The sequence below is a fragment of the Streptomyces sp. NPDC013187 genome, from assembly GCF_042899705.1.
GTDB lineage: Bacteria > Actinomycetota > Actinomycetes > Streptomycetales > Streptomycetaceae > Streptomyces > Streptomyces hawaiiensis_A.
Window position 1 is genome coordinate 1 of sequence record NZ_JBIBAF010000028.1, and the last position, 12,713, is coordinate 12,713.

At 66.9% G+C, this 12,713-nt stretch carries 12 protein-coding genes and 2 pseudogenes; 11 read left to right on the forward strand and 3 right to left on the reverse strand.

Annotated elements, in window-relative coordinates; genetic code table 11:
- The first annotated feature begins 151 nt into the window (after positions 1-151).
- Together ACFY5B_RS37800 and ACFY5B_RS37805 are read left to right on the forward strand one after the other, a co-directional pair.
- Positions 152-787 carry a hypothetical protein gene (locus tag ACFY5B_RS37800; RefSeq protein ID WP_389979222.1) on the forward strand — a complete coding sequence of 212 codons (636 nt, stop codon included), beginning with the start codon at positions 152-154 and terminating at the stop codon, positions 785-787.
- 283 nt (positions 788-1,070) lie between these two features.
- A complete protein-coding gene (locus ACFY5B_RS37805) occupies positions 1,071-1,340 on the forward strand; it encodes a DUF6207 family protein (protein ID WP_389979225.1) in 270 nt (89 codons plus the stop codon).
- Between the two features lie 144 nt (positions 1,341-1,484).
- Here the strand turns inward: ACFY5B_RS37805 and ACFY5B_RS37810 are convergent, their stop codons facing one another.
- Positions 1,485-2,057 (reverse strand): hypothetical protein, encoded by a 573-nt coding sequence (locus ACFY5B_RS37810; RefSeq protein WP_389979228.1) that lies wholly within the window; start codon positions 2,055-2,057, stop codon positions 1,485-1,487.
- A gap of 617 nt (positions 2,058-2,674) precedes the next feature.
- Between ACFY5B_RS37810 and ACFY5B_RS37815 the strand changes: the two genes are divergently transcribed.
- The 7 genes and pseudogenes from ACFY5B_RS37815 to ACFY5B_RS37845 all read left to right on the forward strand — a co-directional run bounded on the left by ACFY5B_RS37815 (position 2,675) and on the right by ACFY5B_RS37845 (position 9,301).
- Complete coding sequence (locus tag ACFY5B_RS37815) at positions 2,675-2,938, forward strand: helix-turn-helix transcriptional regulator (RefSeq protein WP_389979231.1); 264 nt, start codon at positions 2,675-2,677, stop codon at positions 2,936-2,938.
- Positions 2,939-3,097: 159 nt separating this feature from the next.
- Positions 3,098-3,481: pseudogene (locus tag ACFY5B_RS37820) on the forward strand (DUF6083 domain-containing protein); the annotation flags it as partial.
- A 93-nt stretch (positions 3,482-3,574) separates the two neighbouring features.
- Positions 3,575-3,982 (forward strand): hypothetical protein, encoded by a 408-nt coding sequence (locus ACFY5B_RS37825; protein ID WP_389979380.1) that lies wholly within the window; start codon positions 3,575-3,577, stop codon positions 3,980-3,982.
- Complete coding sequence (locus tag ACFY5B_RS37830) at positions 3,979-4,467, forward strand: hypothetical protein (RefSeq protein ID WP_389979234.1); 489 nt, start codon at positions 3,979-3,981, stop codon at positions 4,465-4,467. Before ACFY5B_RS37825 ends, ACFY5B_RS37830 begins: the two co-directional genes overlap by 4 nt.
- Positions 4,468-4,556: 89 nt before the next feature.
- Positions 4,557-6,026, forward strand: a complete 1,470-nt coding sequence (locus ACFY5B_RS37835; protein ID WP_389979237.1) for a UvrD-helicase domain-containing protein — start codon at positions 4,557-4,559, stop codon at positions 6,024-6,026.
- Positions 6,027-6,597: 571 nt separating this feature from the next.
- Positions 6,598-8,787, forward strand: coding sequence for a hypothetical protein (locus ACFY5B_RS37840; RefSeq protein WP_389979240.1), 2,190 nt, complete (start codon positions 6,598-6,600; stop codon positions 8,785-8,787).
- A gap of 109 nt (positions 8,788-8,896) precedes the next feature.
- Positions 8,897-9,301, forward strand: a complete 405-nt coding sequence (locus ACFY5B_RS37845) for a hypothetical protein (protein ID WP_389979243.1) — start codon at positions 8,897-8,899, stop codon at positions 9,299-9,301.
- Positions 9,302-9,695: 394 nt separating this feature from the next.
- On the opposite strand, the gene ACFY5B_RS37850 is transcribed toward ACFY5B_RS37845, so the two are convergent.
- Positions 9,696-10,271 (reverse strand): AAA family ATPase, encoded by a 576-nt coding sequence (locus tag ACFY5B_RS37850; protein ID WP_389979246.1) that lies wholly within the window; start codon positions 10,269-10,271, stop codon positions 9,696-9,698.
- A 151-nt stretch (positions 10,272-10,422) separates the two neighbouring features.
- Here ACFY5B_RS37850 and ACFY5B_RS37855 point away from each other — a divergent pair.
- Positions 10,423-11,630, forward strand: a pseudogene (locus ACFY5B_RS37855) (IS701 family transposase).
- 51 nt (positions 11,631-11,681) lie between these two features.
- Here the strand turns inward: ACFY5B_RS37855 and ACFY5B_RS37860 are convergent.
- On the reverse strand, positions 11,682-12,110 hold the full coding sequence (locus ACFY5B_RS37860) for an ATP-binding protein (protein WP_389979249.1): 429 nt from the start codon (positions 12,108-12,110) through the stop codon (positions 11,682-11,684).
- 330 nt (positions 12,111-12,440) lie between these two features.
- On the opposite strand from ACFY5B_RS37860, the gene ACFY5B_RS37865 reads away from it, so the two are divergent.
- A complete protein-coding gene (locus ACFY5B_RS37865; protein WP_389979252.1) occupies positions 12,441-12,677 on the forward strand; it encodes a DUF397 domain-containing protein in 237 nt (78 codons plus the stop codon).
- Positions 12,678-12,713: the final 36 nt, after the last annotated feature.

Genomic DNA, 12,713 nt, shown 5'->3' on the forward strand with positions numbered 1-12,713 from the left:
AGCGGCTCGATCCGGTCCCACATCGCATCGGTGATCACTAATCGGACGGACATATCCGATCAACTGACCAATCCATCAAAGAGACACGCTCTAGCCCAGGGCACGCATCACCCGCAGCGCGCCTCACAGCTCCGAGGAAGGGTCAAACGCCATGCCCAAGACAACAACGCCCGCCACCGAACTGGCCTCGCAGTACCTCGCCCAGGTGACCGGCGACCTTGAAGCAAACGTCAAAGAGCAGGAACGCATCAACGCGGAAATCGCCTCCCTCCAGGAGCAGCTCGCCGCACTGCAGCACGACCACAGCGTGCTGGTGAACGTGCAGCAGGCACTCGGTATTTCAGCGGCGCCGACTGCGCCTGCAGCCGAGCCCGAGAGTGCCGCGGTGCCCTCTCCACGGCGGAAGAAGGCCGGTGCCGCGCCCGGCGGTAAGCAGCAGGCACGCAAGTCCGCTGTCGCGCCACGGAAGCGAGCAGCCGGGAAGCCTGCGGCCAAGACGGCGGACGCCGCGAAGTCGGCCCAGCACACCCTGGTCGAGCTCATCCGCCGCCACCTCGCCGAGCAGAAGGAACCACGCTCCGCCGCGGAGATCTCCACAGCGCTCGGCCAGGCACATCCTGACCGCGACATCGCGGCCAAGGTCGTGCGCGTCACGCTCGAGGGACTCGTGGCCAAGAGCCAGGCCGAGCGCACCAAGCAGGGCAGGTCCGTCTTCTACGCCGCCCCAGCATCGAAGCCCACCACTGCGCCTGAGACCGAGGCTCAGCCTGAAGACGCTGATCACTGACGGTGCGAAGGGAAACGCTGCCCTAGCCTGTTGTGCGGGTGTCAGGTACGGATCTCGCACTGGGCAAGGGCAGCACCGGCCCAAGCTCCGGTCCCGGCCAGTCAACAGGCTCTGTTGGCCCGGTCCGGGCTGCGGAGCTGCACGATGTGACCCAGGTGAGGGGCCGGGGACGGCACCGTCTTCCCCCTGCGGTGCCCAGCATGATTCGGGGCCGGTGGCACTCGGTCGGGTGAAGACACCGCGTGGGCAGAACCTTCTCGGACGCTGGCGCGTAGTGCCGTGTATGAGGCCGATCAACGAAGCGCATGTTGCCGAGCCCGGGCTGGCCGTCGTGGAGGTCGCAGCACACGACGACCGGACCGCTCTCGCCGTACAGGAACTACTCGCCACGCTGTGCGCGATCGCCCCGGACGAGCGTACGATCCGGGAGCCCGGCGAGCCCGGTGTTCGGCTGCGTTGCTTCCTGGACCTACGCCAGGCGCCCGACGCCGGCGCTGTTGACGCGGACCAGACCCTGACGATGACCGTGGGGTCCAACGTGCCTGCTCGCTGACGGCACGTACGAACAGGCGGAGCGCCCCAACTCCACTACATGCAGGCGCACTCTGCAAAAGCCCGGCCGAGCTCGCTCCGCCCCACCTGAGTGACCCACCACTTGAGCATTCACCGTGAATGTTGGGCATGGCGGGCCGCAGTTTCAATACTGCGCGCTCCCCTGAAGGCAGCCCGTCAGAGTCCAGTACAGGTCCCCCCAGTCCCGAGAGGTCTGCCAGGAATTGAGCAATCCGGTCACGGCCAGCTGATCAAGCGTGTTGGGCAAGTCAGCGGGTTGTATCCCACAGGCGCGGGCCATCTGGTCGAGCCCTGTCAGACCGGCATCGGTGTCCGGGTCGGCGTGCGCAGTGAGGTAGAGGCTTGCCAGCTGCAGCAGCGGGCCCGCCATCGCCCCGACCGTCGAAGGGCTGGCGACACGAAGTGCCCAGTCTGCTGCCTGCGTGCGGTCGGGGCGTGCGGGGGCCTGACTGAGCAGTACGGGATCGAGTAGTTCAGCCCCAACTTCGTTGGCGGCTCTTGCCGGGCTGATGCGTAGCCATCGTGCGTGTTCCAGCTCGCGCCACAGGTCAGGGGTGTCGAGGCGGAGGCTGCGGAGCATGCCTTTGGGCAGTCGAACCTGCATGGCGGCGTCAACGCGGAACGCGCACTGCAATGCGAGCAGGCGTGCTGCGGCCGGGGTGTTTTCGGGGAGGCTGGCGGCCAGGTAGCTGAGCATTTCACGGACTCGGATCCGCTCGCCCGGGCCTCTGGGGCTCCGTCTGCGCCGCGGGACTGTTGGCCGCGGGGCGCGGGCGGGGGCTGTGTCGGGGACAACGGCGGCGTGTGCTGTTGCTGCGGCGCAGGCGCTGCAGGCGTCGGCGAGTCGCCAGAGTCGTCCACCGCGTTCGCGTGCGAGGAGGAGGTGGATGGGGCCGGCGCAGCCGCGGTGGCGGGGATGCCAGCAACAGCCTCGTTCGTGGCATTGGCAGGTGCGCAGGTGGGGTGGGAGCAGGTCACCGCGTGCATGTCGTGCGAGGTGGGCGAGGGCTGCCGAACGGGCGGAGTCTGCGGTGACCTGTCCGCTGCCGTTTGGGCAGTGGCGGCATACGAGGACGAGTCCGCTGGGGTGCGGGCGCAGTTCCACGGTCCAGGTGCGTGGTGTCGCCGGGCATGCTGTGCGCAGCCTCATAGGCCCGTGTTCCTCCTGCTGCGTGCGCGCCGGTTTCGTCGGGGGCTGTTGGGCGGCGACCCACCATAGTGCAGACCTCTGCCCTGTCGCCGCTGTCACCACCTGCAGAAATAGGGCAGAGGTCTGCACTGACAGGGCAGGGGTCTGCACCGTCGGATGGACGGGTGACGATCTTGCCGCCCGATCCGGACCTCGATGCGCTGCGGTTGGAGCTCGCGCGTCTGCGGGCCGCGCGCGGGTGGACCTATGACGAGCTCGCCGCCCGCAGCGGCCTGGCCAGGCGCACGGTCATCGAGATCGAGCAGGGCCGCACCATCGGCACGCTGAAGACCTGGCACGCGCTTGCCCACGCGCTGGGCACTCCGTTCGACGAACTCTTCGGCACGCTGTGCCGCGGGCACGATCTGCCGGAATCGGGCGGGGACTGAGTCCCCGTCCGAGCGGTCCTCGCGGATCACCCGAATCGGCGAGACTGTCTCGAACGTGCGCACGGCTCTTCGCATGCCAGTCGCATCGTGTGCGGCCGGACAGGTGAAACCGCGGCAGCGCTGCCACAGGGTCGGCGTGTTGGCTGGCAGGTTGCGCGCATGCGCTCCACACCTCCCCCATCACAGCATTGGGACGGCAGCCCATTCACCCATCGCGTGCGCCGTTCCTTGCAGGTCACCCCCGACGGCGCGAGCCGGCTGCTGCGCTGCGGCCAAAGCGACCGGTGCCGCGAGTGCGGCAACCAGATCGAGTGGTACCACCGCAGCGACCGCCGGCACGTGCGTTTGCATCCCCAGGGACTGCCTGCCGCCCGGGTGCCAGCCGTGTGTCGCTGGCACGTCAGCTCCGGCGTCGCTCACCCGGCCGGGGATGGCAGCAACTGGTGCCGTCTGCCGCACGCCGCTGTCTGCCCCGCCCGGGACACACTCCCGCTTCACTCCGAGCTGGCCGGCCTGCGCCGGTCGCTGGCCGTTCGCTCGCGCCGCCTGATCGACACCGGCACCTTCACCCCTCCCCCGGTCTGGCCGGACAGTCCGCCGTCACGGCCGGCCCTCTGCAGGCCGGCCAGGCCCATCGTGCAGCTGTTGTATGTCCGCTACCTCGCCGCCCGGCCGGTGGACGAGATCCAGTGCGTCGCCCAGACCCGGCGCCGCCACCGCTGCACCAGCCCGCTGCTCACCTCCGACGCCCCAGCCGGCACCTGGAGGCTGATGCCCTCCACCGCGGCGGACGGCCAACTGGCCCTGCCCGCCGATGTCGTGGCGGTCTACGACCTCAGCCGCCTCCCCTACGCCGAGCAGCTGCGCTGGCGCGCCCAGCGCTGCCCGCAGCATGCCACCACCCCGACGGCCGCCGACCTGGCGGTGGCCGACTTCGAGCTCTTCGACCCGATCCGCCACCACGCGCACATCCACGCCCGCCTGCCCGCACCCGCCCGACGCCCTGGCTTTGCGGGCCGTGCACGACAGACAGCCCGGTCATGACGCCGCACCACGCCATCGAGATCACCCTGATCCGGCCCGTTACCGCCGGCGAACTTCGAGAGGCGTCCGGTGGCATGCTTCTGGCCGCGAACGCGGACCGCACCAGGCTGATGGCGCTCCACAGTGCACGCCATCCGGGCGGCGCCCTGCATGCGCTGCGGCGTCGGCTGGGTACACGCTTGCCGATCGACGTGCTGAGCACGCACTATCCCGACCGGCACGGCCAGGTCGTGCTCAACATCGCACTCAACCACGCCGCCGACCAAGCCCTGCGCCAGGACGCCGCCGCCGTGGGACAACGCCCCCAGGAGGTACTCCGCCAGCGGGTGAGCGAAGGTGTTGCCCGGGACCAACAAGAACGCGCCCGCCGCCTGGAGGAACGGCTCGAGAGCCTGCTCGCCCGCCATACCCCTGAAGAGGTACTGGCCTGCGCGGCCGGCCTCCTGCACGGCCGTCAGCACCGCCGCGTACCGACAGCGCCGTAACGGTCCTCCTCTCTCCCTTCCCCTCTCATACCTCGGCCGGCGGCGATCCCTTTCCTCCGCTCGCCCATCTCTCTTTCACGGAGCCCTCGTTGCCCACGCCAACCGATGAACAAGCCCACGCTGTCGAGGCCTTCCAGGCAGGCCACCACCTCGTCCTGCAGGCCGGCGCAGGGACGGGGAAGACCCACACGCTCGGCCTGCTCGCCACCAGCACCCGCCGCCGCGGCCGCTACCTCGCCTTCAACAAGGACATCGCACGGGACGCCGCAACCCGGTTTCCTCGCACCGTGGTGTGCAAGACCGCCCACGCAACGGCCTACGCCGCCGTCGGCCACCGCTACACGAGCCGGCTCAACAGCCCCCGCCAGCCCGCGTGGAAGACGGGCCAGGCACTCGGCATCACACGCCCGGTCCGCATCGGCTCCCACGAGATCAGCCCAAGAGCACTGTCCCACACCGTGCTGCGGACCGTGACCCGCTACTGCCACTCCGCCGACCGCACCCTGGCCCGCCACCACGTACCGAATCTGCGTGGCCTGGACACCGCCGACGAGCACACCCAACTCGCTAAATACGCACTGCCGTTCGCCCGCAAGGCCTGGGCCGACCTGCACAACCCCGAGCAGGGTGTGGTCCGCTTCGAGCACGACCACTACCTGAAGATGTGGGCTCTGACCGAGCCGAGACTCGAGGCGGACTTCCTTTTCCTCGACGAGGCCCAGGACACCAACCCTGTTCTGGAGAAGGTCTTCGCCGCCCAGCGCGCCCATGCCCAGCTCGTCATGGTCGGTGACTCCGCCCAGGCCATCTACGGCTGGCGCGGTGCAAGAGACGTGATGACCGGTTTCGACGCCATGCCCCTGACCCTGACCCGCTCCTTCCGTTTCGGCCCGCTGATCGCTCAAGAAGCCAACCGATGGCTGGCGCTCGCCGACGCCCCCATCCGGCTCACCGGCACCGAGACCATCCCCGCGCAAGTCGGCGACCTCGAATGCCCCGACGCCGTACTGTGCCGCACCAACATCGGCGCCATGACCGAAGTCATGCGCCTGCTCGGCGACGGACACCGCGTCGCGCTGACCCGCGGCGGGAACACCCTGGCAGCACTCGCACTCGCAGCCCGCGACCTCAAGGACGGCCGCCGCACCCCCCACCCCGAGCTCGTCCTCTTCGGCTCCTGGGGCGAGCTGCAGGAGTACGCCGAACACGACCCCGCTGGCGGTGACCTGCAGCCCTTCGTGGACCTCGTCGACACCCACGGACCCGACGCCATCCTCACCGCGATCAACCAGCTCACTGACGAGAAGAGCGCCGACGTCACCGTCTCCACCGCCCATACGGCGAAGGGCCGCGAATGGCCCACCGTCAGAATCGCCCACGACTTCCCCCCGCCCAAAGACACCGATCGAAATGACGCGCACGGCCGCCCGATCCCAGAACCGGTCAGCGACACCGACGCACGCCTCGCCTACGTCGCCGTCACCCGCGGCCGCCACCACCTCGACCTCGGCGGCCTGTCATGGATCCACACCCACCTCACCCCACATCCGGCTGCCTGAGCACTGCGCAAGCGAAAGCCCGCGCAGGGCTTGACGGTGGTGGCCGCGCAGCTTCGAACACTGGTTGGAACAAAGGGCAACGGGCCGCTGGTGCCGCGCACACCTACTGCTGGCTGGCGACCGATGGTCGATAGGGGTGAGGTATCGCTGGCCGATCCGCATCATTAGGCGACTGACCTGGGAAGTTGTTGAGACTCCCTTGAGCTTCTAGGCATTGGAAACCAGTCAACGTCATTCGCTCTTCACACCTCCCGCACGGGTTATCCACGACCTCGGTCATGCCATTTGTCAGATTCGCCCCCCTGAATTCGACACATGCCGGGAACGGCGGCTTCCAGCCAGCTCCAGTGCGCACCTGTCTGCGTTGATCACCCACGCGTTACTGTTCGCATCCACTCGGGCACAGGTTCGAGGAATCGGGTCAACACCCGTTACACGTGGGGCTTTAGGCCAGCGGTGTGCGTCAAGAGAGTGGGCCCGGTCGATGCATTGGAAGGACATAGTGACTCATCAACACCCACAGGGGGCGCCTCCTGCCCGCCGCAGTCGGCTGGCAGTGCACGCTGCCACTTTGACGGCCCTCCTCGCGGGCGGGATCACGATCCCGAGCCCACTCTTCACCCCCGTCGCTCAGGCCGCCGAGTCGTGCCGGAGCCAGGTTGCCACCTACGTGATGGAGGTGACCCCCGGCACCGGGTGGGCCAACGTAGCCAAGCCGCGTCTTCTGCGAAAGTACGTGGACTGGGACCCTAAGAACGGCGACGCCAACGGGACGATGCTCGACACCGGCAAAACAGCGCAACTCCCGTACGGCAGCCGCGTGTTCACTGGTGGTCAGGGCTCAATTTACGAGATCACCAGTGACGGCGTCCTGAAGTCCTACAAGGACAAAACCGACACCGGTGGAAGCTTGCTGACGCCTGTGCGCACGTATGACGTGAATTGGACCACTCGCAAGCGGGTGTGGTCCAACGGCAGCCGCATCTTCTCCGTCCATGAGGGCGGTAAGCTCGAGGTGTTCAAGCAGAGCGATCCGGCCACCGGAGCGGGATCAGTGGACCTGCTCGGTACACTGCCGTTCGGCAAACCAGCCACCCTCGCATTCCAGAACGCCGACGATGTCTGGTCGGCCGGAAATCGGATCTTCACACTGAAGGACGGAGAGATCCGCGCCTGGGATTACCGCGAGGAGGGAACCGCACCAGTCCTCCCCGACAGCGGCATTCTCCTCGCCTCGGGCCTGACCGACGCGGTCAACGGATGGAGTCCGGGGCCGGGCTCCGTCTACACGGCAACCAGCGCGAAGGACTACTCCGGCATCGTCAGAAGCTACACCGGAACCGCAGCGCTGGCCCTGGCCAACGACGATGTCATGACCGGCCTGTACGGTGACGTGTTCGCCGATACCGCCTCATGCCTGATTGATGCGCCGGACACCAAGCCCGTTCTCGGCAGCATGCCGACGGAAACCGAGGCTCCTCCAGCAGCCGCCACAGACGACACCCCAGATCCTGCTCCCGTAAGCCCGGGACAATTCTCCGGCAAGTTCGTCCTGGGCGACGGTCGGCCGGCCGCCGGCATGACCGTTCGAGTGGAGGCCAACAACGTCACAGACGAAAGCGATACGGAAACCCAGCTGACCACCCTGGGTACCGCAACCACGGCGGCAGACGGCACGTGGAAGCTCACTCTCCCGACCACGCTTCCCGCCTCCGTCAGCACCGCGGCCGCTGAGAACGGCGGAGCCGTCAACGCCATGGCCAGCGTTATGGGAAGAACGTCCACCGGCGTGCCGATGCGTGGTGTGGACCACGTGACCGCAGCGCCAGCAACCGCGGCCACCACCACTCAAGCGCTGGTGGCAACTGCGGCGGAGGACTCCGCGAAGCCGGCGCCGGTTCTCCCCCTCGTAGAGGACACCGCACCGGAGCCGACCGAACAATCGTATGCCCAAAGCTGGAGCGCGCATCAGGAGGCCATGGGGCAGGACACTCTCGGCGACGGCCCCCTGCCCATGTGGCAGAGCGACTCCGGCGATCTCCCCACTGCTGACCCCTATGTCGTTGGTGGGGTGGACACGAAGCGGTTGTCCATAGAGCCGTATGACGGCGGATGCGACAAGACTAGCGAAAAGGTCATCGATAAAAAGACCTACTACACGACCGTCGCCGAAGGCCATGCTCACTGGGACGCCAAAGCCAGCGTGGACTACGACCAGAAGCTTGCTTCCAACGTGGAGGTCGCGGTGAAGACTGGATCGAACTGGTCGATCCAGGGCTCGGCGACGCTCGGTTCTTCGATGTCCGTCACTACCGGATACACCAACCGAGGGCCGCACTTCGCCAAGCAGTGGAAGGTGCCCATCCAGTACAAGAAGATCAAGATGATCTGGAAGTGTGGTGGTGGCAACACCTTCACGCAGTACAAGATTCGGGCCGGGAAGTATCATGTCCCCGCTGGCGGCGCCACCGGTAAGTACGGCAAGGACGTGCGCAATAAGGACGGCATGACCGCCTATTACAACTCCCCGAAGTCCCATCGCGCCTACGTGGAACGCGGAGCGTACTTCCAGCTTTCCAAGAACCGAAGCATCAAGTGGTCCGGGGCGGTCAGCGCCTTCGGTGTCACCCTGGGCGGCTCCACCCAGTTCGACAGGGAACACAAGCAGCGCATCACCGCGGGGACGAAGTCGGGACGGCACGACATCTGGGGGAAGAATGACAGGGTCTCCGGTAAGCCGGGCATTTTCTTCTCCTTCTAGCCTGCTGGCCATACTTGCTGTCGTTGCACTCAGTGCCTGCTCGTCCCAAACCGACTCGGTCAGGTCCGGCCGGGCACTGGCCAACGAGGGCGCCCAGTCCAGCGGCGTCGTGGGAACCGAGCACGCAAAGGTCGGTGAAACGTGGTGGTTTGCACTGCCCGTACCGGCCAACACCACTTCGCGGCCGATCGAGATCACGGACGTGGCAGTGCTCGACGTTCCACACGGAATCAAGGTGCTGAAGTACGGCGCTTACAGCAAGGTGGACACCGAGGGCATCCCCCTTCTGGTACGCGAAGGCGGTGACGCCCCCGACTTCTCCCGGCTGACCAACCACATTGACAAGCCGGTGAGGGTCGCCCCAGGGGCGGAGAGCGACATCTTCTACCTCGCCAAACTGAAGATCACCTCTCCGCCTCAAGGAACCACCCGGCAATGCCGGTTCGATTACCGACAGGGCGATCAGACCTATACGCAAACCCTCGACTGCGAAGTCGAACTGAAAACCGGCTAGGTGTGTTGCCCCGGGACGTTGGTGACAGGCGACACGCCTTAAGCAGACCTTGAACGAGGCGAGGGCCTCTGGGGTTCAGTGTGGATTACGGAGTCTGCACCGATGCCCAGGAGGCCCTCGTTGTTTCACCGTGATATTCCACTGACCGCGACCTGCAGGCCGCGCCTGGCCAACGTTGCACCGGCGACGACAACTGGACGCTTCGCTGGGCCGCGGAACGCTTCCATCGTGTCCGCACAGTCCCGCCCGATGCGACGCCAGGCACGGCAGGCGCCGCACCGGGCGAAGCCCCGAGCGCGTCCATACGAGAGTCTCCGCCCGTCACGCCGAGAGCAAGCGCCAGACGCCGCGCGGCCCGCCCTCCTGGCGGACGACGGGACTTTGCGGACACAACCTAGTACTCCAGCCGTAGATCGTGATCCGCGGTCTGTGCCGACTGGGTTGGCCAGTTGGTTGCCGCGATGGCATCGCGTGCGGTGTCGGTGACGGAGCGGCCGTCGGTGGATATCCGTGTGACCCATGGGGGCGCGGTGGCTTCCAGGTGTTGGGCCATGGCAGTGCTTCGGGTGACGTGGGCGTCGAGTTGGCTGCCGATCTCCCGGGTGCCGAGGCGTTGCCGGGCGGTTGCGTCGTCGGCGGTCAGGAGTACCGCAGTGATGCGGGGTGTGCCGCCCATGGCACGGGCGATCAGGTCGGGCTCCAGAACGGAGACGGTGTTGGTGTAGATCAGCCTGCGGTATCCCAGAGCGGCGTAGTTGCGCCAGAGCGCGGCGAGGTTCGCCTCGGTCATCTTCGTGCGCGCGGGGTCGTCGGCCGGGACGGGGAATGCCTGGTCCAGGTTGTCGCCCTCGATCAGGCAGTGGGCGATGCGCAGGGCTTGCAGTTGCGCGGAGATCTCCCAGCCGACCGTGGTCTTGCCGACCCCGGCGCGGCCCCCGATGAGCAGTGCTTCGTATGCGGCGGCCGGCACAGGTGGTCTCCTTGCTCGAGGGGCCGGTGGTGTCTGGGGCGACATGGGTGCGGCCACCGTTGATCATCGGTGTGTGAAGACAGAAGGTCATGTGGTGGCCGCAGGCCACAGCGTAGATCCTGCCCGCTGGCAGGAGGCGTTCGACGGCCTGATGGGCCGGATCGCGGGCCGGATCGCGCGGGTCGAACCCCGGCGGCGGGTAGGGAAATTGGTGCTCGGGCTTCTGTCGGACCTGCCGCGCAAGAACTGCTGGAGCATCGCCGAGTGGGCCGGGGAGGCGACTCCGGACGGCATGCAGCACCCGCTGGGGCGGGCCAAATGGGCCGCTGACCAGGTACGTGACGACGTGCGCGGTTACGTGGTGGACCACTTGCACGACGACCAGGCGGTGCTGGTCGTCGACGAGACCGGGGACGTGAAGAAGGGCATCTGCGCGGTCGGCGTCCAGCGCCAGTACACCGGCACCGCCGGAAAGATCGAAAACGCGCAGGTCGCCGTCTACCTGGTCTATGCGGGAAAGCGGGCCACACGGCAGTGGACCGGGAACTGTACGTTCCGCGTTCCTGGACCTCCGATCCCGACCGCTGTCTTGCTGCCGGACTCGGCAAGGAGACGTCATTCGCCACCAAGCCGGAGCTGGCCGCCCGCATGGTCGCCCGGTTCTTGGACTCCGGCCACCAGGCCGCCTGGGTCACGGGCGACGAGGTCTACGGCGCCAACCCCACGTTGAGAGCCGTGCTGGAGGAACACGGCACCGGCTACGTCCTCGCGGTGGCCTGCGCGCACGAAGTCACTACCGGCGCAGGGCAGTACCGCGCCGACGCTCTGGCCACGAAGGTACCCAAGCGGGCCTGGCAGAAGCTCTCCTCAGGGACCGGGGCGAAGGGCCACCGCTTCTACGACTGGGCCGTCATCGACCTCGCTGACTGCGCCCCCGGAAGCCGCCAGTTGCTGATCCGCCGAAACCGCAACACCGGCGAACTCGCCTACTACTACTGCTACTCGCCCTGCCCGGTGCCGCTGGCCGAGCTGGTACGCGTTGCTGGATCAAGGCGGCGGGTGGAGGAGTTCTTCCAGTCCGGGAAGGGCCTGGCTGGCCTGGACGAGCACCAGGTCCGCGGCTACCTGTCCTGGTCCCGCTGGGTCACCCTGGCCATGCTCGCCCACGCCTTCCTCGCCGTCGTCCGAGCAGACGAACACGCCCGCAGGCCCACACCGGACGGCCTCATACCGCTCACCTGCAACGAAATCCAGCGCCTGTTCATCACCCTCGTCGTCCACCCTGCCCTTGACGCCGCCCACCGGCTCGGCTGGTCAGACTGGCGCCGCCACCAATCCCACCAGTCGATCTGTTGGTGACCCCAACTCCTCATGATCAGTTTGCGGCCGACTCCGGTTCAGAAACAGGCTCTACGGTCGCTGCGGCGATGTGGGGACTCGGGCCCACACCATTTTTCCTGCCGGCTGAGGCTGTGAGTAGCCCCAGGACGCACTGAGCGCTTCGATGATCTGCATACCTCGTCCCGATTCGCTGAGGTCCCCTGGGTGTTGAAGCGTGGGAGCGCAAGGGCTCGGATCCGCCACCGCGCATATGACGGCTTGCTGCCTGCGTACCAGTCCCAGCCAGGCCGTCGCGCGCGTCTCGTCGCGGCTGTCTGATTCCAGTGCGTGCTGGGCGGCGTTGGCGACCAGCTCGCCGATAACGATGACGGCGTCCTCGACGCAGGCAGTAAGTCCCCATTCGTCCATGACGTTTCGGGCGAAGCGGCGGGCGCATTGCAGGCCGGCTGAGTCTGCACTGAATTTTCGTGCGGCAAATTCAGCTGCGCTGATGCCCATGAGGAGCCCCCAGTCTCCTTCCTCGGATTGGGCAGGCAGCCCTCTGGCGAATGCCGGAGGTTCGACCGGTTCAGATGCATCGTCAACATTCTTGGCGTGACACGCTGTAGTCATGGCATGTGTCGGCACTGCTCATCTCCCCGAACGCTGCCACGGTCGGCAGCTCTAAGAATGCCTGGCCCAGGCCAGTATCCTCGCCGACCACCCACTGATGCAATTGCTTCTGAAATTGCATCTCCATCTCCGAGAGGAACGCATGTACCCACGGTGACCATCCCTCACGCCGTCAGCAAGCCGGATATTCGGACGCGTTAGCGAAAGAAGGCGGTAATGCATCAGATCTACAACGGGGTCCCGGCAGGCACGCTCCAGGACGCCACCTGGGTCAAAAGTCGACGCAGCGCGATGGAGGGCAACTGTGTGGAGATGGCAACCCTGCCTGACGGGGCGGTAGCCGTGCGCAACTCGCGCGACCCCGAGGGACCCGCTCTGATCTACACCCGCGCCGAAATCGTCGCCTTCCTCGCCGGAGCACGGGACGGCGATTTTGACGCACTGGTCGAATAGTGCCCCAATGGGACATAACGCTCTTGGCGCGCACTG